This is a genomic window from Haemophilus haemolyticus, from assembly GCF_003490595.1.
Classification (GTDB): domain Bacteria; phylum Pseudomonadota; class Gammaproteobacteria; order Enterobacterales; family Pasteurellaceae; genus Haemophilus; species Haemophilus haemolyticus_L.
Window position 1 is genome coordinate 16310 of the sequence record NZ_QQGY01000005.1, and the last position, 23049, is coordinate 39358.

Annotated in this window: 23 protein-coding genes; 13 read left to right on the forward strand and 10 right to left on the reverse strand. The window is 38.0% G+C overall.

Features of this window, described 5'->3' with window-relative positions; all coding sequences use genetic code 11:
• Nucleotides 1-22: 22 nt before the first annotated feature.
• From DV415_RS04695 to suhB, 5 genes are all read right to left on the reverse strand, one after another.
• Nucleotides 23-1228, reverse strand: a complete 1206-nt coding sequence (locus DV415_RS04695) for a BaiN/RdsA family NAD(P)/FAD-dependent oxidoreductase (protein ID WP_118789832.1) — start codon at nucleotides 1226-1228, stop codon at nucleotides 23-25.
• Entirely contained in the window at nucleotides 1225-2379 is a 1155-nt protein-coding gene (nrfF, locus tag DV415_RS04700; RefSeq protein WP_118781906.1) for a heme lyase NrfEFG subunit NrfF, read from the reverse strand. Before nrfF ends, DV415_RS04695 begins: the two co-directional genes overlap by 4 nt.
• Entirely contained in the window at nucleotides 2376-2906 is a 531-nt protein-coding gene (locus tag DV415_RS04705) for a DsbE family thiol:disulfide interchange protein (RefSeq protein WP_118781907.1), read from the reverse strand. Before DV415_RS04705 ends, nrfF begins: the two co-directional genes overlap by 4 nt.
• Nucleotides 2906-4813: a heme lyase NrfEFG subunit NrfE gene (nrfE, locus tag DV415_RS04710; protein ID WP_118781908.1), complete on the reverse strand. Its 1908-nt coding sequence runs from the start codon at nucleotides 4811-4813 to the stop codon at nucleotides 2906-2908. Before nrfE ends, DV415_RS04705 begins: the two co-directional genes overlap by 1 nt.
• 240 nt (nucleotides 4814-5053) lie before the next feature.
• Nucleotides 5054-5857 carry an inositol-1-monophosphatase gene (suhB, locus tag DV415_RS04715; protein ID WP_118781909.1) on the reverse strand — a complete coding sequence of 268 codons (804 nt, stop codon included), beginning with the start codon at nucleotides 5855-5857 and terminating at the stop codon, nucleotides 5054-5056.
• A gap of 199 nt (nucleotides 5858-6056) precedes the next feature.
• Here suhB and DV415_RS04720 point away from each other — a divergent pair, with 199 nt between their 5' ends.
• From DV415_RS04720 to degS, 8 genes are all read left to right on the forward strand, one after another.
• Entirely contained in the window at nucleotides 6057-6575 is a 519-nt protein-coding gene (locus tag DV415_RS04720; RefSeq protein ID WP_118781910.1) for a type II secretion system protein, read from the forward strand.
• A complete protein-coding gene (locus DV415_RS04725; RefSeq protein WP_118782083.1) occupies nucleotides 6569-7288 on the forward strand; it encodes a PulJ/GspJ family protein in 720 nt (239 codons plus the stop codon). The genes DV415_RS04720 and DV415_RS04725 overlap by 7 nt, the downstream gene beginning before the upstream one ends.
• Entirely contained in the window at nucleotides 7285-7968 is a 684-nt protein-coding gene (locus tag DV415_RS04730) for a DUF2572 family protein (protein ID WP_118781911.1), read from the forward strand. The genes DV415_RS04725 and DV415_RS04730 overlap by 4 nt, the downstream gene beginning before the upstream one ends.
• The gene (locus DV415_RS04735) at nucleotides 7961-8248 is read left to right on the forward strand and encodes a DUF5374 domain-containing protein (protein ID WP_192879094.1); all 288 of its coding nucleotides are present in this window, start codon (nucleotides 7961-7963) and stop codon (nucleotides 8246-8248) included. The genes DV415_RS04730 and DV415_RS04735 overlap by 8 nt, the downstream gene beginning before the upstream one ends.
• Nucleotides 8249-8294: 46 nt before the next feature.
• Nucleotides 8295-11654: an exodeoxyribonuclease V subunit gamma gene (recC, locus tag DV415_RS04740; protein ID WP_118782084.1), complete on the forward strand. Its 3360-nt coding sequence runs from the start codon at nucleotides 8295-8297 to the stop codon at nucleotides 11652-11654.
• A 63-nt stretch (nucleotides 11655-11717) separates the two neighbouring features.
• Nucleotides 11718-12167 carry a transcriptional regulator NrdR gene (nrdR, locus tag DV415_RS04745; protein WP_118781913.1) on the forward strand — a complete coding sequence of 150 codons (450 nt, stop codon included), beginning with the start codon at nucleotides 11718-11720 and terminating at the stop codon, nucleotides 12165-12167.
• Nucleotides 12168-12169: 2 nt separating this feature from the next.
• Nucleotides 12170-13288: a bifunctional diaminohydroxyphosphoribosylaminopyrimidine deaminase/5-amino-6-(5-phosphoribosylamino)uracil reductase RibD gene (gene ribD, locus DV415_RS04750; RefSeq protein WP_114908769.1), complete on the forward strand. Its 1119-nt coding sequence runs from the start codon at nucleotides 12170-12172 to the stop codon at nucleotides 13286-13288.
• Nucleotides 13289-14311, forward strand: a complete 1023-nt coding sequence (gene degS / locus DV415_RS04755; protein ID WP_009499846.1) for an outer membrane-stress sensor serine endopeptidase DegS — start codon at nucleotides 13289-13291, stop codon at nucleotides 14309-14311.
• Between the two features lie 44 nt (nucleotides 14312-14355).
• Here degS and DV415_RS04760 read toward each other — a convergent pair whose 3' ends face one another.
• The 5 genes from DV415_RS04760 to radC form a co-directional block, all read right to left on the reverse strand.
• Nucleotides 14356-16758, reverse strand: a complete 2403-nt coding sequence (locus DV415_RS04760; RefSeq protein ID WP_118789833.1) for an autotransporter family protein — start codon at nucleotides 16756-16758, stop codon at nucleotides 14356-14358.
• Between the two features lie 454 nt (nucleotides 16759-17212).
• On the reverse strand, nucleotides 17213-18028 hold the full coding sequence (mutM, locus tag DV415_RS04770; protein ID WP_118781915.1) for a DNA-formamidopyrimidine glycosylase: 816 nt from the start codon (nucleotides 18026-18028) through the stop codon (nucleotides 17213-17215).
• 71 nt (nucleotides 18029-18099) lie between these two features.
• Nucleotides 18100-18270, reverse strand: a complete 171-nt coding sequence (gene rpmG / locus DV415_RS04775) for a 50S ribosomal protein L33 (RefSeq protein ID WP_005613503.1) — start codon at nucleotides 18268-18270, stop codon at nucleotides 18100-18102.
• An 11-nt stretch (nucleotides 18271-18281) separates the two neighbouring features.
• Nucleotides 18282-18518: a 50S ribosomal protein L28 gene (rpmB, locus tag DV415_RS04780; RefSeq protein WP_005542826.1), complete on the reverse strand. Its 237-nt coding sequence runs from the start codon at nucleotides 18516-18518 to the stop codon at nucleotides 18282-18284.
• Between the two features lie 213 nt (nucleotides 18519-18731).
• Nucleotides 18732-19394, reverse strand: coding sequence for a RadC family protein (gene radC / locus DV415_RS04785; RefSeq protein ID WP_118789835.1), 663 nt, complete (start codon nucleotides 19392-19394; stop codon nucleotides 18732-18734).
• A 163-nt stretch (nucleotides 19395-19557) separates the two neighbouring features.
• Here radC and coaBC point away from each other — a divergent pair, with 163 nt between their 5' ends.
• Genes coaBC through crp form a run of 5 tightly spaced genes read left to right on the forward strand, consistent with a single transcriptional unit; the run spans nucleotide 19558 to nucleotide 22858 of the window.
• Nucleotides 19558-20760 carry a bifunctional phosphopantothenoylcysteine decarboxylase/phosphopantothenate--cysteine ligase CoaBC gene (gene coaBC / locus DV415_RS04790; RefSeq protein WP_118789836.1) on the forward strand — a complete coding sequence of 401 codons (1203 nt, stop codon included), beginning with the start codon at nucleotides 19558-19560 and terminating at the stop codon, nucleotides 20758-20760.
• 47 nt (nucleotides 20761-20807) lie between these two features.
• Nucleotides 20808-21263 carry a dUTP diphosphatase gene (gene dut / locus DV415_RS04795; RefSeq protein WP_005631431.1) on the forward strand — a complete coding sequence of 152 codons (456 nt, stop codon included), beginning with the start codon at nucleotides 20808-20810 and terminating at the stop codon, nucleotides 21261-21263.
• A 3-nt stretch (nucleotides 21264-21266) separates the two neighbouring features.
• Entirely contained in the window at nucleotides 21267-21923 is a 657-nt protein-coding gene (gene slmA, locus DV415_RS04800; protein ID WP_118789837.1) for a nucleoid occlusion factor SlmA, read from the forward strand.
• A gap of 21 nt (nucleotides 21924-21944) precedes the next feature.
• Nucleotides 21945-22196 (forward strand): YheU family protein, encoded by a 252-nt coding sequence (locus DV415_RS04805; protein WP_005631427.1) that lies wholly within the window; start codon nucleotides 21945-21947, stop codon nucleotides 22194-22196.
• On the forward strand, nucleotides 22181-22858 hold the full coding sequence (gene crp / locus DV415_RS04810; RefSeq protein WP_005633332.1) for a cAMP-activated global transcriptional regulator CRP: 678 nt from the start codon (nucleotides 22181-22183) through the stop codon (nucleotides 22856-22858). The genes DV415_RS04805 and crp overlap by 16 nt, the downstream gene beginning before the upstream one ends.
• Nucleotides 22859-23049 lie beyond the last annotated feature (191 nt).

The window sequence follows — 23049 nt, forward strand, 5'->3', positions numbered from 1 at the left end:
TAACGTATTTTCAACATCCCTTCTACTTTTCACTAATTCCTTGTGAACAAGCATAAGCTGAGCTCCACGCCCACTGGAAATTATAGCCACCTAGCCAGCCCGTCACATCTAATACTTCACCAATAAAATATAAACCGCTTACTTGGTTGCTTTCCATTGTTTTAGAAGAAATTACTTTAGTATCCACACCGCCCATTGTCACTTCAGCCGTTCGATAGCCTTCCGTGCCATTTGGGGTAAATTCCCAGTGATGAATAAAATCCACCAGATTTTTTACCCGCACTTTGCTGATGTTAGCGATAACTTCATCTTGCACAAGGCCTTGCTCAATCCAAAGCTCGACCAATTTTTTCGGAAGTAATCGAACCAAGATGGTTTTCAACATTTGTTTTGGCGAAGATTGTTTTGCTTGATTAATTTCCTCTTCCAAATTGTGGTTCGGTAATAAATCGATTTCCACTGACTCAGTGGGTTGCCAATAATTGGAAATTTGCAACACCGCAGGGCCTGAAATACCACGATGAGTAAATAAAAGCTGGTTGTGAAACGATTTTCCGCACTGCGCCGTGATCGTGACTGGTAAGCTAATACCTGAAAGTGCGGTTAAAAATTTGTCTGTTTCTCGATAAGTAAAAGGCACTAAACTCGCACGTGGAGGAATAACGGGAATATCAAATTGTTCTGCGATTTGATAGCCCAATGGCGTTGCACCAAGCCCAGGCATAGAAAGCCCACCTGTGGCAACAATCAAATTTTTACATTGCCATGGGGTTGAATTTACCTGTAAAACAAACCGCACTTTTTCATCATTTTGAATCCGTTCAACTTGAGAAACTTCGCTACGCAGTAAAATCTTAGCACCATATTTATCGCATTCAGATTTCAGCATTTCAACGATTTGTTCTGCGCCATCATCGCAAAATAATTGTCCCAATTCCTTTTCGTGATAAGCAATCCCCTGCTCCGTCACTAAAGAAATAAAATCCCAATTGGTATAACGAGCAAGAGCTGATTTGACGAAATGAGGATTTTGCGAAAGGTAATGAGCTGGCGTAACCTCTAAATTGGTGAAATTGCAAAATCCACCGCCCGACATCAAAATCTTACGTCCGATTTTTTTGCCGTTATCGAAAACTGTCACCGACTTGCCTAATTTAGCCAACTGTGCAGCGCAAAATAATCCTGCGGCACCTGCACCAATAATAATATTTTCAGAATATTGGCTCACGGATTTTGTCCTTTTTCACCACGTTGTAAAAAATCCAACATCTTCATTCGTTGAATAACTGAACGACGATCCACTGCCGCATTACCAGAATCTAATAATTGCTGTAAATAGGCACTGGCTTGTTGGTATTGGCGATTTTCTAAGGCAATTGTCGCCAGCAAAGAAAGGCTAGATACTTCATTTTTATCTTTTGCCAAAGCCTCATTCAAAAGTTGTTCTACTTTTGGGGTCACTTGCTGGCCTGCTTGATAATAAAGTGCGGTGGCTGCCAAGCCTAAAATATTAGGTTTACTGCCTGATATTTTTTCCGCATTAGAATAAGCCACAAGCGCGCTATCAAATTCATTATTCTGCACATAGGCTTCCCCAAGTTGAAGCCAAGTTTCCGCATTATTCGGATCAGTTCGCAGTTTATTTTGGATCTTCTCAATCACATTTTCATTTTTATGTTCATCATTCATTTCAACATTTTGATTATGTTGCTCAATCATTGATTGCTCGCCTTGTTGAACACGACTAAAACGATCAAGAGAAAAATAATAAGCGGTTGGAATAGCGATGAGTAAAGTAAAAAGCACAAAATAAATTTTGCTATTCACTTTTCCCCTAGAAAGTTTACTTGGCTCCCCTTGCTTGCGGGGGGAGCTGCCAAAGGCTGAGGGGGGAAAAATTATTTCATCATTCTCTAGTTGTTGTGCAACCACTTTTTCTGAAAACTGTTTTTTTCTATTTGAAAAATAAAGCAATGCGGCAGCTAAAATTAAAAGAGCGACTGGCAACAGCCACAATAACGCCGTATTCCATTTGAACGGTGGTTTATAATTCACAAAATCACCAAATCTAGCGGTCATTTGATCGATAATTTGCTGATTACTTTTGCCCTCATCCACCATTTTGTACACTTCAAGACGCAAGTCATACGCAATAGGTGAATTAGATTCCACCAAATTTTGGTTTTGACATTGTGGACAGCGTAAAGATTTTGCCAACTCTACGGCGCGAGTACGATCATCTTGATTTTGGAATTGATAGGTATCCACCATTTCCGCTTGGGCGAATAAGGAAAATGCGAATAAAAGTGCGGTCGCAAAAAAGACTGTTTTTTGAACCAGAATAAAACCGCGAGTAAAAATATCTAATATGCTTTTCATTTGTTCTTCAATGCTTCAATTTTGGGCAAAAATACCGTTTGCCAAGTTTCTTTATCCAGTAAACCTGAATGGCGATAACGAATCACACCATTTTCATCCACAAGATAAGTTTCTGGTGCGCCATCCACGCCTAATTTTAATCCCAATTCCCCATGACTATCATCAATGGTTAAGATGAACGGATTGCCCATTCTCTTAAGCATTTCAATGCCATTTTGCGGATTATCGCGATAATCTACGCCCACAATAGGCAACGTTTTTGAAATCTCAATTAACAGCGGATGTTCTTCTTTGCAATAACCACACCAACTGCCCCACACATTTAATAAAAATGGCTGTTTAGGAAAATCCTTCGGGCTTACGATTTGTGATGGCTCATGTAAATTAGCCTGATAAAACTCTGGAACAGGTTTATCAATTAAAGCCGACGCAATTTTTTTCGGATCTTGATTTAACCCAGCAATTAGTAATATACACACTCCTAAAAGCACAAAGAGCGGTGCAAAAAAGATAAGTTTTTTGTTCATTATTTTTCCTGTTTTCTGCGTAATCCGAAAACGCTACAAAGTGCGCCAAAGGCCATTAAAATACCGCCAGCCCAAAGCCAACGAATCAGCGGTTTATAATGTAAGCGGAAAGTAAATTCTCCTTTGCCGAGAGAATCGCCCATCACAATATATAAATCGCCCCAGAAACCGCCATCAAGCCCCACTTCGCTCATTGTCATTGTACGCACATCGTAATAGCGGCGCTCTGGGATAATTTCTGCATAAGGTTTACCATTTTCAGTTACGTCAAAAAAGGCAACTTCTGCCGTAAAGTTCGGACCGATTTCATTAGAAAATTGACGATAGTGAAATTCATATTGCCCCAACTTTTGACTTTGTTGCGGCGCTAAACGCACACCAATTTCACTGCCAAAATAACCGCTCATCACCGCACCAATGGTCACAATTGCCACGCCACTGTGCGCTAAAATCATACCAAATTGAGACAAACGAATTTGTCGCCAATTTTGCCATAACGTGACGAATAAAAGCCAAATCGCAAGAGTTAATAACACAAAGGCGAAAGCGTGAAAATTCAACGCAGAATTATGGCGTAGCTGTTGCCAAATCATCAAGCCAGCAAGAATTAAAGACGGAATAAGCAACCATACACAACGTATCAATAATACGCGCTCAAATTGCACCCAACGTATGGTAAGTGAAATCACCATTAGGATTAAAATCGCTGTAATAATTGGGAAGAAAATACTATTAAAATAAGGACTTCCCACCGAAATTGAGCCCCAATTCATCGCTTGGAATAACATCGGGTAAAAGGTGCCTAAAAAGGTGGAAACAGTGGCAATAGTCAGCAAAATATTCAGTAATAAAATGCCACCCGATTTAGAAACAAACTGAAACTTCACCGCACTTTCTGATGAACTGCCCGCACGCAAAGCGAATAAACCAAAGGCTAACACTGTCAAAACAAAGAAAATTAATAACAACACATAACCGCGCGTGTTATCCAATGCAAAAGCATGTACAGAAGTGAGTGCGCCAGAACGAACAATAAACGTGCCTAATACGCTAAAGGCAAAAGCAAGCAAAGAAAAAAGCGTAGTCCAATAACTAAATATGCCTTGTTTTTCCGTCGCCATTAAACTGTGTAATAACGCCAAACCAAGCAACCAAGGCATTAAAGAAGCATTTTCTACGGGATCCCAGAACCACCAACCGCCCCAGCCGAGTTCGTAATATGCCCACCACGCTCCAAGCACAATGCCAATGGTTAAAAACAACCAAGAAACCAACACCCAGCCACGCATTGAACGTGAAATTTGTCGTGCAGATTGGTTATAAATCAATGCACTCAAACTCATCGCAAAATTCACCGAAAAGCCCACATAACCAACATATAACAAAGGTGGATGAAAAATAAGTCCCACATCTTGCAACATTGGATTGAGATCGCGCCCTTCTGCGGGTGCTGGGAAAATGCGTCCAAATGGATTGGAATAAAATAAAATAAACACCGCAAAGCCAAAACAAATCAATCCCAATAAAGATAAAGATTGAGCTGAAAAAGTGCGGTCATTTTTTCGATTAAAAAAAGCAAAGGCAGCAAGCCATAAACTCAATGAAAATAACCAAAACAACATTGAACCTTCATGCCCGCCCCAAGTGGCAGCCACTTTAAAAAATGTAGGTAATTGGGAATTAGAATGTGCCGCTACATATTCAAGGGTAAAGTCATCCACCGCAAAAGAATAAGCAAGTAAACCAATTGAGAACGTCGTCGCAAGGGTAAAAATATAACTAAGCGGCCAAGCGGCATTAATTAAAGTCGAATTTTTTTTGAGTAACCCAAATTGAGGCACTAACGCAAGAAAAAACGCGCTAGCTGTTGCGAGTAAAAGAAGGAAAAAGCCAAGTTCTGGGAGCATAATGTCGTCGTTTTCTTCGTTGAGGTTCAGATTCGTCCATTGACGAGTTATTTACTAATTAAAAAAACACACGCCAATTTAAATCCGTATTAAAGTGCATTTTTCTCACCCGAATTCTACCGAAAATCCTAAATTTTGCACGCAGTTTGTGATTCACTTCAATAGGATAAATATGATTTGTACGGTAGATTTTTCACAAAAAAATAGCGCCCTATTGGCGCTATTCTAGTTATCGAAGAATTAATTATTAAATTCAGCACCTAAACAAGGGCGAATTTTATTTAACATTTCTTTTATTACACGTGATGGTGCGGCGATGATATTTCCGCTGCGTAAGTAGCCGTTACCTGCATCAAAATCACAGACTAAGCCTCCTGCTTCACGCACGATTAAATCGCCAGCGGCACAATCCCATGCTTTTAAGCCCATTTCAAAATAACCATCAATACGGTTTGACGCTACATAGCATAAATCTAATGCTGCAGAACCAGTGCGACGGAAATCCGCAGCATCTTCAATTAAGGCATTCATCATTGCAAATTGAGTTGGCATTAATTTTGGTTGTTTGAATGGGAAACCAGTCGCTAAAATTGAACCTTGAATTTCACGTTTACTATCTACACGCAAACGTATTTCATTTAATTTTGCGCCTTCACCACGCACAGCGGTAAATAATTCATTGCGGATTGGATCGTAAACAACCCCCACTTCAGTACGATTTTTTACACGAATTGCGATAGACACGGCAAAATGAGGAAGGCCCATCATAAAATTACGGGTACCATCTAGTGGATCAATCACCCATTGTACATCGCTATCTTTGCCTTCAAGCGCACCCGTTTCTTCACTGATGATGGTGTGATCAGGATAAGATTTACGAATAATTTCAATGATTTCTGCTTCTGCCGCTTTATCAACGTTTGTCACATAATCATTAATACCTTTTTGTGTGCTTTCGATAGCATCACGGCGTTCATAATTTTTAGCAATCACATTGCCCGCTTTTCGTGCCGCACGAATTGCGATATTTAACATTGGATTCATATTTCCACCAGATTTTAAAGAACAGAAAAATTCCGCGCCATTATAGCGAGATTTGCCAAAATAACCAGTTGAAAATTATAAAACAATGGTTTTTATAGGTTTTCAGAAAAAGTTTGCGATACAGATCGCAAAAATAGCATGAAGTGATTTTTAGACTGATTATTTGCCATTAAAGTGCGGTAGAAGATTGGAGTGTTTTATGCAGAAAGGTGTGACATTAGTAGAATTATTGATTGGGCTAGCAATCATCAGCATTGCGCTGAGTTTTGCCGTGCCATTATGGCAAACGGATTCACCTAAAACGATTTTAGCCAAAGAGCAATATCGCCTGTATTTATTTCTACGACAAATTCAGGCTCGGGCAGAAAATTCATCGGAAGTGTGGTTTTTACTTATCAATCGAAACCTTGCGACACAACAATGGTGCTTAACGGCACAAGTAAAAAACGATCAAACTTGCGATTGCTTAAACCCAACAAACTGCCCGAAAGAAACCTATGCTCATTTTTACTATCCTTATTTTCCTCAAAAAACGATGATTCAAAGCCATTATATTTATCCCAAAGAAATCACGCGATTTTATGGGGCGCGTAATACCAGTGTCACTCGTTGTTTTATTCTACAAGCAGAAAATGAACGTACATTATTTTCATTTTTCAATGTTGGCAGTATTCGTTTGAAAACCAATCAAGCGGCTAGTGCATGCAATCAATCATGAAAACATTATTAAAAGGGCAAACCCTATTAGCACTGATGATTTCGCTAGCATTGTCGTCTTTATTATTGCTAAGCATTTCGCATTTTTATGTGCAAATACAAAGGCAAAACCAACATATGTTATTGCATTTAAAACTACAAGCAGAATTACAACGAACATTACAGCTCATCGGTAAAGATCTTCGTCGATTAGGATTTAGAGCATTAAATACAAAAGCAACAGAAAGTAATTTATCTTTATTTGAATTAGATGAACAAGGCACTGCCATTTTCATTAGCCAAGAAGATAACGCACTACCTAATAGCTGCGTGTTGTTCTTTTATGATTTAAATAAAAATGGATGTATTGGCAAAGATTCGCCAAAAACCTGTATGAAAAATGGGAAAAATACCTCCAAAAACAGTACAGAAGAATTATTCGGTTATAAAGTGAGTAACAAAATGATAAAAACCAAACTGACTTATCAAAGTGTTATTCCAACTAATTGCACAGCAGAAACTTGTAAACGTGCTTTTCAACAAACCGCTTGCAACGCAGGAGGCGGTTGGACAGATTTATTAGATAACAATGAATACGAAGTCACTACCCTACAATTTAATTGGTTAATTGAAGGCAAAGGATTAGAAATCAAGCTAAAAGGAAATTTAAAACAAGCCCCAAACATCAGTTATGAAACATCCCTTGTCGTTGCGCTCTGGAATCAAAAACAATGAGAATACAAAAAGGCATTATTACGCTGACTATTCTGATTTTTATTTCAGGTTTATTAACCGTAATCTTATTGTTGGATGACAGTCATTTAAGTTTTTTTCGTGCGCAACAAAATCAACGAAAACACTATGTGGAAAGAACATTACAACTGCAAAACATGACAGAGGAGAAAAAACAAACTGCCTGCCTTGATTTACCGTTAAATAATAATGAAAGTGTAAAGCAAATCAGCATCACGCTTGATGGTGCTGCCGATGCCATTCAATATTTTCTTTGGTGTGAAAGAATGAGCCTATTTAAAAAATCTCCTACAAAAGGCGATAATCAAGGTGCATTGAAAGATTTTATTCACACAGAAAAACTAGCGGATTTTCGACTGCACTTTTCTTCCCTGCCCAAGATTTTAAACGCGAATAAAACCCCTAAACTTTATTGGTTTTCAGATTTTCAAGCGGAAATTGAAATTAATGGCACCGTGTCTGCCGTATTAATTGCGGAGGGAGATTTAAAACTAACGGGCAAAGGAAAGATTAGTGGCGCAGTGATCACCAACGGAAATCTAACTTTAGATGGAGTGACGTTGGCCTATGGAAAACCTGTCGTAACAACCTTAGTGCAACAATATAGTCAGTGGCAGTTGGCAGAAAAAAGTTGGAGTGATTTTAATGTTCCAGATGAATAAAGGCATGTCGCTCACTACCCTATTATTTTCCTTGGCTTTATTTAGCGTTTTATTTATTGCTTTCAATCAATGGACGGCAAGCCAAAGAAAAAGTGCGGTGAAAACTTATCAAGATTTTCAGGCGATACAGATTGCGGAGAATCAAGCTCAACGCCAATTTTTAGGGTTAGCTTGTGAACAATTAATACAACAAAATAGTTTAACTTTTCGTGTTCAATGTCAAAACGAACGCGTCATTGTACGCTATCCGATGGGTGAAATTTCGATAAAAACTAAGTAGAATGACCTTGTCTTTTTCTAGATTAAATCATCAAAAGGTCGCCATTGTGTTCATTGTTTACTACTCAAATCAACTCGAAAAACAAAAAGAAATTCTTTCGTCCTTATTCAAATCTTTACCGCCTGAAGATCCTTTTCAGCAGGATATTATCTTGGTGCAAAGCCCGGGTATGGCACAATGGCTGCAAATTGAATTAGCGAAAGAAACAGGCATTTCAGCGAACCTCAAATTTCCTATGCCAGCAAGTTTTATTTGGCAACTTTATGCTCAAAATTTACCCGCAACGGCATCGGAAAACCCTTTTGATAAAGATTCAATGATGTGGCGTTTAATGCGCTTAATCCCAACTTTTCTCGAGAAAGCAAGTTTTTCACCTTTACGCAATTATTTAGCGTCCTCGCCACATTCTGAACAATACAAACTTTATCAACTCAGCAGCAAAATTGCTGATTTATTTGACCAATATTTGGTTTATCGACCTGAATGGATTTTTGCTTGGGAAAAAGGCGAAGATGAACAAATTACTGCTCAAATACAAAAACAACAACCTAACCTAAACAATACTTTGTTTGAGCAAATTCAAGGCAACACAAAATGGCAAGGTGAATTATGGCGTGCATTGGTTGTCGATGTTAAATCAGATGTGGGTGATGCCACCCATCGAGTGGCTTTGCATAATCAATTCTTAGCCTTGCTTGCCGATAAAAAAGCACCGAAAAAATTACCTTCACGCATATTTATTTTTGGTATTCCTGCGCTTCCAACAGCTTACCTCAATATTTTGCAAGCGATGTCATCAGAAGTGGATATTCATTTATTTTTTAATAATCCATGCCAAGAGTATTGGGGAGATATTAGCGATTTACGCCTCGATTATTTGCGTTCTCGTCAGCGTTATCAATTGGATAAACAAGATAAAAATCAACCGCTCTTTTCCGAGGATCAACTTTCTCAACTAGAAAACGCTCAATTTGATGTCACTTATCAAAAAGAAAACCTTCAAGTAGGCAATCCGTTACTGGCTGCTTGGGGAAAAATGGGGCGAGATTTTCTTTACACCTTGGTGCGAGATGAAGAACATATTCCAACTTATCCCATCAATGCCTATCAAGAAATTGAATCGAACAGTTTGCTTGGACAATTACAGTCTCAAATTCTACATTTAGAAAATAAACCGCTAAATATCGCAAAAAATGACCGCACTTTAACCTTACATTCTTGCCACAGTGCTATGCGGGAAGTAGAAGTATTGCACGATTATTTACTGGATTTATTTAATCAAGATCCTAACCTTACGCCAAAAGATGTGGTTGTCATGGTGGCAGATATTAACCAATACACACCTTATATTCAGGCAGTTTTCGGGCAAAAAAATAGGGATGCGCCACAAATTCCATTTTCACTTTCGGATAATAAACTTTCAGAAAGCGATGTGTTGGTCTCAAGTTACTTAACTTTATTACGCTTAAAAGAAAGCAATTTTAGTGCCGAAGATGTCTTAGCATTGTTGGATATTCCTGCGATGCGAGAACGATTTAATATTTCTCTTGCTGATTTACCATTAGTGCGAGAATGGGTGGCGGATTCAGGGATTCGTTTCGGTTTGCAAAAAAATCAAGATTGTATCAATTTCAATTCTTGGCAGGCTGGATTAGAACGAATGATTTTAGGCTATGCAATGCGTGAAGAACACGGCATTTGGCAAGATAGTCTGGGCTTAAACAGCAGTTATGGCTTAAAGGGCGAGCTTGCTGGAAATTTATCTCACTTTTTCACCGCACTTTCCGCGCTGCATGAAACGCTGCAACAAGCGCATTCCATCGAAAAATGGCAAGAGATTTTAACCGAACTTTTATCAGATTTCTTCGTGCAAAATGAAGACACAAGCGACACGGTTTTCTATATTCAAGAGAAAATTAATGAATTAGCTGAACATCTAAAATCTCTCCATTTTACTGAAGAATTACAAGCAGATGTGATTGCCGATGTCATCACAATGAAATTGGAAGATTCACCAAATAGCCTCAAATTCCTTGCAGGGAAAGTAAACTTCTGCACCTTATTACCAATGCGTTCTGTGCCATTCAAAGTAGTTTGTTTACTTGGAATGAATGATGCGGATTACCCTAGAACACAAACACCAAACAGTTTTGATTTAATGCAATATCACCATCAAAAAGGCGACCGTGTTCGCCGTGATGATGATCGCTATTTGTTCTTAGAAGCCTTATTGGCAGCACGTGATTATTGCTATATCAGCTATGTTGGCCGTTCCATTACAGATAATCAACCGAAAGAACCTTCTGTATTAGTAAGCCAACTCCTAGATTATATTAATCAAGGGCAAACCGAACATACTCTTACGGTGATTGAGCATCCAATGACCGCATTTAGCCCAGATAATTTCAAATATAACGAGAAATTCACCCGCTCTTTTGCGACAAAATGGTTGCCAATCGCGCAATTTGACGCGACTGCTAGCAATTCAGAATTTGCCGTCACTATGACAGAAAACCCAGAAAAAATCGAAGAAATTGAACTAGATCGTTTAGTCAGCTTTGTGGAAAACCCAGTGAAATTTTTCTTTGAAAAACAACTCGGTGTCTATTTCCGTGATGAAGATGCTCGTATTGCCGACAGTGAAAACTTCACCTTAAGTGGGTTAGATAATTACGCACTCAATAATGACTTAATCTATCTTGATGAACAAAATTTTGCTGATTATTTTAGACAAGCAGAAGTTAAAGGCGTGTTACCTCGAGCCGAATTTGGAAAAGTTTGTGCTGAAAATATTCGGAACAATGTTCTTGAATTTAAAAAGAAAATAGCGGATCTTGACGAAGCTAAACATGCTTCCGTCGATTTCAATCTCTCCGTAGATTGGCAAAATGAAAATCAAGAAATTCGTCTATTTGGTTATATGGAGCCTTTATTTGGCGATGATTCACAGGTGATTCAGTGGCATTTTGCGAAATACAAAGATCGCTATTGCATCCGTCCTTGGATTTATTATTTGATTCAATGTGTCACACAAGAAAATGCGATACCACCAAAATTAATTACACAAGATCAAGTGATCGAATTACCGCCTATTGAGCGTGAAGTTGCACTTGCTCAATTACAAATTTACGTAAAAGATTATTTACAAAGTCAAATTGAAATCCAATTGGTGCCAACAGTAAGAAATATAAGTGATTTTATTGTAAGTGATGAAAATTCCGTTTCTGAAAAACTTCAGGAATTAACTGAAAGTAATGGTTTCGGGGCAAAAGCTGATCCATATTGGTCACGAGTATTAGCGCAGACCTCAAGATTTAAACAACCTGAAAATATTGAAAAATTATTAAAACAAACAAAAGATTGGTTTGGCTTATTATTCGTACAAAAGAAAACAAGAAAGGCATAAAGCTAATCGTCAAAGAACCGATTTTTTGCTAAGATAACTGCCCTTTTTTACGGAGAATTTTCTATGCGCTGTCCATTTTGTTTTACAGAAGAAACCAAGGTAATTGATAGCCGTTTGGTATCGGATGGCTATCAAGTTCGTCGCCGTCGTGAGTGCGGTCATTGTCATGAACGTTTTACTACCTTTGAAACAGCCGAATTAATCGTACCCAAAATTATTAAAACTGACGGCACTCGAGAGCCGTTCAATGAAGATAAATTACGCAGTGGTATTCAGCATGCGTTGGAAAAACGCCCTGTAAGTGCGGATGATATTGAACAAGCAATTAACCATATAATTTTTCAATTACGTGCGACGGGTGAACGTGAAGTACCAAGTAAACTGGTTGGAAAACTCGCGATGAATGAGTTAAAAAAACTCGATAAAGTGGCTTATATTCGTTTTGCATCGGTCTATTTGAGTTTTGATAACATTAATCAATTCACCAAAGAAATTGAGAACCTAAAGGATTAATCATGAGCGAATTTTCCGCACAAGATCGCAAATTTATGCAACGCGCCTTGGATTTAGCCGCCAAAGGACAATATACCACCACACCGAATCCATCGGTGGGATGCATATTGGTAAAAAATGGTGAAATTGTGGGGGAAGGCTTCCATTTTAAAGCGGGGCAACCTCATGCTGAACGTGTTGCCTTAGCTCAAGCTGGCGAAAATGCAAAAGGTGCAACCGCTTACGTCACCTTAGAGCCCTGCTCTCATTATGGTCGCACACCGCCTTGTGCATTAGGATTAATCGAGGCTGGTATAGTTAAAGTCATTGCAGCTATGCAAGATCCGAATCCTCAAGTCGCAGGGAAAGGTTTGAAAATGTTGTCTGATGCAGGTATCGAAAGTGCGATGAATTTATTAAACGATCAAGCGGAAAAAATAAATAAAGGCTTTTTAAAACGAATGCGTCAAGGTATGCCTTTTGTTCAACTCAAACTCGCCATGAGTTTAGATGGACGAACAGCAATGGCAAGCGGAGAAAGTAAATGGATTACGGGCCCTGATGCTCGTTCGGACGTTCAAAAAATGCGTGCAAAATCATCCGCACTTTTATCCACTTCTGCGACAGTACTTGCAGATGATCCAAGTCTGAACGTACGCTGGGATGAATTTCCTGAAAATCTTAAAACAGAATATAAAAAAGAAGATCTTCGCCAGCCTGTGCGAGTCATTTTAGATTCACAACATCGCATTCAGCCGACTCATAAACTTTTTTTAACTCATTCTCCCGTTTGGTTAGTCTCTAGTGAAACACGAGATTTAACAGGCTTTCCTGATTTCTGTGAACAAATTATTCTTCCAAAAGAAAATTTACTAAAAGAATTAATGCGAGAACTGGGAAAACGACAAATCAATACCCTTTGGGTAGAAGCTGGAGCAAATTTAGCGGGTAGTTTAATTGATGCAAAATTAGTAGATGAATTGATTATTTACGTTGCGCCCAAATTACTTGGCGACAATGCTCGTGGTTTATGCCAATTACCGAATTTAACTAAACTTGCCGATGCACCATTATGGCAACTCAATGAATTAGAACAAATCGGTGACGATATAAAATTAACTTACACACCGAAAGGAATCTAAATGCTTAAAAAACTTTTCCATTCCGCACTTTGGGGCTTGGCTGCTGCGGGCGTGATTTTGTTTGCGGTTCCAAGACTGAATAACAGCAATATTTTCACTTCAGACGATATTGTATCGTTCAAAAATGCGGTGCGGATTGCCTCTCCAGCAGTAGTGAATGTTTATAACCGCTCTTTTTCTTCCGCCAGCATTAATGATAATGATCAGCTACAAGTGAATAACTTAGGTTCTGGCGTGATTATGAGTAAAGATGGCTATATTCTGACGAATAAACACGTTATCCAAAATGCGGATCAAATTGTAGTAGCGTTACAAAATGGAAATATTTTTGAGGCTAGTCTTGTTGGTTCGGATAATCTCACCGATCTCGCTGTTCTCAAAATTCGTGCAAATAATCTTTCAACCATTCCACAAAATTCAGATCGCCAAGCTCACGTTGGTGATGTGGTATTAGCAATCGGTAATCCCTACAACTTAGGACAAAGCGTGTCTCAAGGTATTATTAGCGCAGTGGGACGTAATGCCGTAGGTGATTCTGTTGGTAGACAAAACTTCATCCAAACCGATGCTTCAATTAACCGTGGCAACTCAGGCGGCGCATTAATTAATTCTGCAGGGGAATTAGTTGGAATTAGCACCCTTAGTATTGGGAAAACCGCCAATGAAATCGCAGAAGGACTAAATTTTGCGATTCCAATGGATATTGCAAATGATGTTTTACAGAAAATTATACGAGATGGACGCGTTATCCGAGGTTATTTTGGTGTGCAAAGCGACATCAGTTCAAGTAGTGAAGAGGGCATAGTCATCACTGGTGTAAGCCCAAATAGCCCAGCAGCAAAAGCAGGAATTCAATTAGGTGATGTCATTTTGAAATTAAATAATCAAGAAGGCATTTCAGCCCGAGAAATGATGCAAATTATCGCAAATACAAAACCTAATTCAAAAGTTCTCGTCACCATTCTACGATTAGGAAAAATTTTACAACTTCCTGTTGTCATTGAAGAATTTCCGGTAAACTAAAGGTGGATAAAAATCCACCTTTCCAAACAATTCAATAATATAAATTAGAAGCGATAAGATACGCCTAAATTATATCGAATATCACGATAATTATGGGTGCCCATGTAATAGCCAACATTTGTCCATACGGAAAGATTATCTGTGATATGCCATTTATCAATCCCGACCTCAATATTTTTCAGATCTTTTATCCCTTTAATTGAAATCGCTTTTTCATCAGTGACTACACTTGTTTGATTTGTATGATGCCACCAATTTAATGCCAAATAAGGTTCGCCATGATTTGGGTGATTTAATGATTGTTGGTAAAAACGCACACCTAAACGTGTAATGAAATAACGAGGATTTAACACTGCCACTTCTTCACCCATATCTGGTTTATGGAAGTGATAGTAAATAACCTGACCCTGTGGCTGAACGTAATAAGCATAATTATCCGTTTGCTTTAATAACTTATTGTATCCAGCCTCTAATGAAGCTTGAAGTGCGGTCGTTTTATAATCCGATCTTTCATCGCTTGTATTCACTTTAGTTTTTAAGCGATTCACTTGGATCCAGCTATCCACATACCAGTTTGGTTTTTCCCATGTTGCGTAGAGCCCTAGAGAATATCCCTTTGTGCTACTGCGTACTCTTTCATCATCTTCAACCAAATAGGTTTCTGATTTTTGACGACCTAAACTCACATAGGCACCTGCTGTAAATTTGCTGGTTCCCTTGTTATATTTCAACGCATCATATCCCAACTGTAGGGTATCTGAATGCGCATCGGCTTTTGAATCTACACCATTAAGCTGATATTTCGTATTATGATGATAAACCCTCGCCCAAGCTGTATGCTCCTCTGGTAATTTATCTTTCGCTGCACGATCATGGAATGTGTGAGTAAACAAATTCTGGCTTGCCGCAAAGCCTGATACAATGCCTGCCACTTCCTTACGGAAAGTCGGGAGTTGTTCTAAATACCAGTTACTATAGCCGTCTGTATCATGAGCCACATTATAAAACTTATACTTATAACGACCATATTTTGATTCAACGAGAGAAAATGCATTTTCATCCGATGATTGGGTTTTAACCAATTTCACTCGATTTTTCATTTTAGCTGCTAACTTTGTAGGATCCCTAAACTCAATTTTAGTCGTACCACTTGCTTTTCCGCCGACATCAAGTAAATCGAATTCACTTTTGCCCGCACTTGCGTCCACATTCATTTTTAATAGGCTTTTTTCTCCCGCTCCAGTATAGTCACCCGAAGTCACAAGTTTTGTGCCTTGAAGACCATTATTAAATTCAATGGTGCTGCTATTTTCAACATTGCCTGAAGTAGTTAATGTACCTGTTAAACTCACTGTTCCCTGATTTGTAAAATTTCCTTTTACGTCAGCGTTAGATGTAACATTAATAGCACTACTTTCTGAATTTTTTACTTCTGGGCTATTTAATGTTTTACCTGCTAGCTCGATCTCAGCATTATTAAAAGTGATAGATTGATTGAATTTAGCATCATGTTCCTTAATATCCCATTTACCTTGCATTTCTAAATGCTCGAAACCAACATATTTATCCATACCGGCCTCAACATGATGAAGCTCACTATCTTTATCTCTGCTCACAACAAGGGTTTCATTGGCTCCATCCGCTTCTAAAATATCTTCAATAATTGTTTTTTCATTAACTATAACACGAGTTTCAGCTTGCTTTCGGTCAATATAAGAATTCTTTAAAAGTGTAGAGTTTTTTAAATCGACTGTTAATGTTTGTGTACCACCATATATATTTACTAATGCTGTACCGCGATTAACAAATAAGCCCTTATCAGCCATAAGGAGAAGCCCGTCAATCTTACCTGAATTAATAAAATATCCGTCCTTAAATGTCATTTGTATATAGCCACTTAGCTTTCCACTATTTACTCCATATAAGTTATTTGCGCTAATACGAGGACGTTCTGCAAATGGATCAGTCATAAAGCTTATCAGCTGATCATATGATCTGAAAAGTTCATTCAATCCGACAGTATTTATATATTCTCGTTTTGATATTGGATGCCCTCCACGGGTATTATTAAACTCTCCCGTATTAGAAAAATACAAATCGCCCCCATCAATACTCATGTCATCTAATTTACCGCTATTTAAAATAGCGGCCTCCCCCCCAGAAATACCATGTTTATAAAAATAACCTTTATTTTCTAATACCATTATGTTATTCGCCCGTATCCATCCACTGGTATTTGTTGTTATTTTTCCATTATTTTTAAAATAAAAATCATTTTTAGAACGTAAATGTATTGCAGATTCCTCACTTCTTGTTCCTTTTCCAGTAATATTTCCATTATTTTCAATATAAGCGAGATTATTTATTCCTGAACCATACTGCCCATTTTGTCCCCAACGCGTAGAAAAAACTTCTGTAATTGATGCAATATCAGTAATATTGATCAACTTTAGATTATTTACTGGGGGGCGCGATGATTGAAGAGCAAATAAATAAGATCTACCATCAATAGGCTTATTATAAAGTCCTGATACACTTTCATTTCCGTCAGAAAATACGGACTGTCCTTCAAGTTTACGATCATATACAATTTTTTCTTCTTCTTTCTTAATATGATCAACAGCATTGTTAATATGCTCTGTAATAGAGGCTTCTGCTGCCTTATACTCTTTTTCATTACTAGGTATTAAAGGTTTATTTTCTTCCGAATTAGAATCCTGAGAATATGCTGGAAAGGAAAGGAAAGGAAAGGAAAGGAAAGGAAAGGAAAGGAAATTTTCACAAATTTCACTATTAATAATCTATTTAATTCCATAATTTTTTATCCTTGTTTACTTTAGAGAAGATTTGAAATTATGACTAAATTTCATACAATAATCAATAATGCTTTTGAACTTTATCCTAAGATCTTTTCTGACATTTCGGGCAAAAGAAACTATTACGTTGCCCTATGACTAAACTTTCAATTTTTGTACCGCACTTCGGACAAGGTTTATCTTTATTGCCATAGACCAGTAATTCTTGCGCAAAATAACCGGGGCGACCATCGGGCTGTAAGAAATCTTTAAGTGTCGTCCCACCTTGAATAATAGCTTTTCTCAATACATCTTTAATCGTATTCACTAAGGAAATACACTGATTGCGGGTCAGATTTTTAGCGAGTTTAAGTGGATGAATACCACAAATAAACAAACTTTCATTCGCATAAATATTTCCAACGCCCACCACCACGGCGTTATCCATCAAGAAAGTTTTAAGTGCGGTGGATTTTTGACGAGATTTTTTGAATAAATATTCTGCATTAAATTCATCAGAAAGCGGTTCAGGTCCCAGCTTTAAGAAAAGATGAAAGTCATCTAAATTCTCCGTCCACAACCATGCACCAAAACGACGAGGATCGTTATAACGCAATAATTTGCCATTGTTCATCACAATATCAATATGATCATGTTTATCTATTGCGCTATCCTGTGGCACAATTCGCACCGAACCTGACATGCCCAAATGCCCGATGATATAACCTTTTTCAGTGTGAATAATCAAATATTTTGCTCGACGAGTGAGATCGACAATTTTTACATTTTTTAGCGTTATCAATTCCTCTGATACGGCCCAGCGCAATTTAGGCTGGCGCACGACAACTTTCTCAATCGTAAAATTCTTAAGATAAGGGCTAATACCACGTAGTGCAGTTTCGACTTCGGGAAGTTCCGGCATGATTTGTTCCTTAATAAATTCGTGATACAAAAAAACCCGAACAATGTCGGGCTTTTTCTAAATAAGCAAAATTATTTGATTTTTGCTTCTTTATAGATAACGTGTTTACGCACTACTGGATCAAATTTTTTGATTTCCATTTTTTCAGGCATATTACGTTTATTTTTATCAGTTGTGTAGAAGTGACCGGTCTCTGCAGTAGAAACTAAACGGATTTTCTCACGAGCGCCTTTAGCTGCCATTTTTTAGCTCCTTAGATTTTTTCGCCACGAGCACGGATTTCAGCTAATACTGCATCAATGCCTTTTTTATCAATAATACGCATACCTTTCGCAGTTAAACGTAAGGTTACGAAACGGTTTTCACTTTCAACCCAGAAACGGTGAGTATGAAGGTTTGGAAGAAAACGACGACGTGTCGCATTCATCGCGTGTGAGCGGTTATTACCCACAGCTGGACGCTTGCCTGTTACTTGACAAACTCTAGACATAATAATCTCCAATAATTAAATATAAGCTCGAGCTTACGGTTCGGATTGTTTAAAGCCAGTTAAAACTAGCTTGCTACCTCGTCAGGTCGCGCTAATCCGACCCGCTTACTATATTAAAGGTCGCAAATTATACTGGCTTTGTTTTCATTTCTCAAGTGTAAATGCGATTTTCCTGAATGTAATCGGTAAAAAAATGGTCAATATTATAAAAATTTATAATAAACAATTCTCCGCGAAAGAATAACAATCGCTTTTCCCTACAATTAAATGATCAAGCACGCGAATTTCCATTAGTTCAGCCGAATCTTGAATTTTTTTAGTAATAAGCTGATCCGAATAACTCGGCTCCGTTATACCCGAAGGATGATTATGCGCCAAAATTAAAGCTGCCGCATTACAATAAAGTGCTTCTTTAATTATTTCCCGAGGATAAACAGCTGATACATTAATTGTCCCTAAAAATAACCGCTCTTTTTTAATCAGACGATGTTGATTATCCAAAAATAAAACCATAAACACTTCTCTTTCCTCATGTTGCAATTCAGTGAGTAAAAAAAGTTTTACCGTTTCAGGATCATTAATAATTGGCGTACTTAACATCTCTTGCTTTAAATAACGCTTGGTCATTTCCGTAATTGCTTGCAGTTGAATAAATTGCGTAATGCCTAAGCCTTTTACGGAACAGAAGGCTTTTTCATCCGCAGAAAGTAAAGCATGCAAGGAACCAAAATGTGATAAGACATTTTTCGAAAGCTGAATGACTGGGCAGCCTTTTATGCCAGTTCGTAAAAAGATCGCCAGCAATTCATAATCAGCGAGAGTTTCTACGCCAAATTTAAGCAATTTTTCGCGCGGCATTAAATCATTGTTTTCCATAAAATATTGAACGCAAAATAGAAAAAATTTTGACCGCTCTTTTCTCATTTTACGAGCAACTTATACAAAGTCTGCGATATGTATCGCAAAAATAGCATTGGGCATTCAATAAAATTAAAGTAAAATAACGGAATTGTGGCTAAGTACTAACAAAGGTTGAAACATGAAATTAAACGGAAAGCATATTGTAGTTGGCATAACTGGCGGAATTGCTGCCTATAAAACAATAGAGTTGATTCGTTTATTACGTAAAGCAGAAGCTGAAGTACGTGTAGTATTAACCCCAGCTGCAGCAGAATTTGTTACGCCTTTAACGTTTCAAGCCATTTCAGGCAATGCTGTCGCACAATCTTTACTTGATCCACAAGCAGAGCTGGCAATGGGGCATATTGAACTCGCCAAATGGGCTGATGCCATCATTATTGCGCCAGCTAGTGCAGACTTTATTGCCCGTCTTACTGTCGGCATGGCGAATGATTTACTTTCAACAATTTGTCTTGCGACTAATGCGCCAATTTTTCTTGCGCCAGCAATGAATCAGCAGATGTATCACCAATCCATTACTCAACAAAATTTAACGACTCTTCAAACTCGAGGGATTGAGCTTATCGGCCCCAATAGTGGTTTTCAAGCTTGCGGCGATATGGGGAAAGGGCGTATGTCAGAACCAGAGGAAATTTTTACCGCACTTTCTGACTCTTTCTCTCAAAAACAAGATCTACAAGGATTAAATGTCGCCATTACAGCAGGCCCAACGCGTGAAGCAATCGATCCTGTTCGTTATATTTCTAACCATAGTTCAGGTAAAATGGGATTTGCAATTGCTGAAGCATTTGCCGAACGTGGGGCGAACGTCACGCTGATTTCAGGGCCAGTGAATTTAACAACACCAAAAAATGTAAATAGAATTAATGTCACCTCAGCACAAGAAATGTGGCAAGCCTCTCTTGAAAGTGCGGTGAAAAATCAAATTTTTATTGGTTGTGCGGCCGTTGCTGATTACAGAGTAGCTGAAGTTGCTGACCAAAAAATCAAAAAATCAGGGGATGAAATATCAATCAAGTTAATTAAAAATCCCGATATTATCTCAGATGTAGGACATTTAAAAACACATCGTCCTTTTACTGTTGGATTTGCGGCCGAAACCCAAAATGTTGATGATTATGCAAAAGATAAACTTGAACGCAAAAATCTTGATATGATTTGTGCCAACGATGTATCTGGCGGACAAGTTTTTAACGCTGATGAAAATGCCTTGCAGCTTTTCTGGAAAAATGGTTATAAAAAATTATCGCTAAAATCGAAAGTGGAACTTGCAGCTGATTTAGTTAATGAAATCATAGAACGCTATCAAAAAACCTTATAATTCCAACCGCACTTTTACCTAAAAATGAATTTCAAACGGAGTATGACATGAAAAAAATTGACGTAAAAATTTTAGATTCTCGCATTGGAAATGAATTTCCTCTGCCAACTTATGCAACTGAAGGTTCGGCAGGTCTCGATTTACGTGCATTGATCGATGAAAGCTTTGAAATTCAACCAGGTGAAACTAAATTAATTCCGACGGGCCTTTCAATTTATATTGCAGATCCAAATTTAGCGGCAGTAATTTTGCCTCGCTCGGGTCTTGGTCATAAACACGGCATTGTACTAGGAAACCTTGTGGGATTAATTGACTCCGATTATCAAGGGCCATTAATGGTATCAATGTGGAACCGTGGAAATGAGCCATTCAAAATTGAAGTCGGCGATCGCATTGCTCAACTTGTTTTCGTGCCAGTAGTACAAGCTGAATTTAATATTGTAGAAGATTTTCAACAAACCGAACGTGGTGAAGGTGGTTTCGGTCATTCAGGTAAACAATAATTTATGGTAGAAGAACAATTATCTTTATCAGGCGTAGAAGACATTGCGCCTAAAATTGAAACACCAAAAATTGAAAAAAGAACGGTAAAAGAACGTCGTCAGCAAGTGCTTACTGTGTTGATACATATGCTTCATTCCGAACGCGGCATGGAGCGTATGACAACGGCTCGTCTAGCAAAAGAAGTGGGGGTATCAGAAGCCGCGTTATATCGTTACTTTCCAAGCAAAACAAAAATGTTTGAAGCCTTAATCGAGCACATTGAAAATACCTTATTAAGCCGTATTACCGCTTCTATGCGTAACGAAACCCAAACAATGAATCGCATTCATGATATTTTACAAACAATTTTAGACTTTGCCCGTAAAAATCCTGGGTTAACTCGAATTCTAACGGGTCATGCATTAATGTTTGAAGACGCTCAATTACAAGTTCGAGTCGCACAATTTTTTAATCGTCTTGAAATGCAGTTTGTCAATATTTTACAGATGCGAAAATTGCGTGAAGGACGCGGCTTTAATGTGGATGAACGCATAATTGCTTCGCATTTAGTGACACTATGTGAAGGACAATTTATGCGCTATGTTCGTACTAACTTCCGTCTGAATGCAAGCCAGTCTTTCGAACAACAATGGCGTTTTATCGAGCCACTTTTTGCCTAATTGACTTTACCGAGTAAATATATGATTATTCCTTGGCAAGAACTGGAAGCAGAAACATTAGATAATATCGTAGAAAGCGTAATTTTACGCGAAGGAACCGATTACGGTATAGAAGAACTTTCACTCAACCAAAAAAAACAACTTTTACTGACTCAAATTCGCAATGGAATTGCGGTGATTGTATGGTCTGAATTGCATGAATCCATTGACATCAAAAATAAAACGGAATTTTTGAAACAGGAATGTAAGGAGCACGAATGTCAAATGAATTAACCGAAATTGATGAAGTTGTCACCTCCTCTCAAGAAGAAGAGACAACTCAACGAGATCCAGTTTTAGATTGGTTTCTTACTCACTGCCATTTACATAAATATCCCGCAAAATCGACTTTAATTCACGCAGGTGAAGATGCAACGACACTTTATTATGTCATTAAAGGCTCTGTAATGGTGTCAGCAAAAGATGATGAAGGTAAAGAGATGATTCTCACTTATTTGGGTGCAGGACAATTCTTTGGTGAGGCTGGATTATTTGATGAAGGTTCAAAACGCTCTGCTTGGGTAAAAACAAAAACAACATGTGAAATTGCTGAGATTTCTTATAAAAAATATCGCCAATTAATTCAAGCAAACCCAGAAATCTTAATGTTTTTAACCGCGCAATTGGCAAGACGTTTACAAAATACTTCACGCCAAGTCAGTAATTTAGCATTCTTAGACGTGGCAGGTCGTATTGCTCAAACGCTAATGAACTTAGCTAAACAGCCTGACGCAATGACACATCCTGATGGAATGCAAATCAAAATTACACGTCAAGAAATAGGGCAAATGGTTGGTTGCTCACGAGAAACTGTAGGACGTATTATTAAGATGTTAGAGGATCAGAATCTTATCCATGCCCATGGAAAAACCATCGTAGTGTATGGCGCAAGATAATTTTTCATCATAAATCATTCAAAATGAAACCATCCAAAATCAATTTGGATGGTTTTTGTTTAATTAGAAATAATATTCAAAACATTAATTGACAATTAATATAAAGGATTCTATCATTACCCAACTTCTTACAAATATAGTGGGAAGACAGGATTGGTCTCCTGATATAGTGGCTTTAAAGGTTTATAACC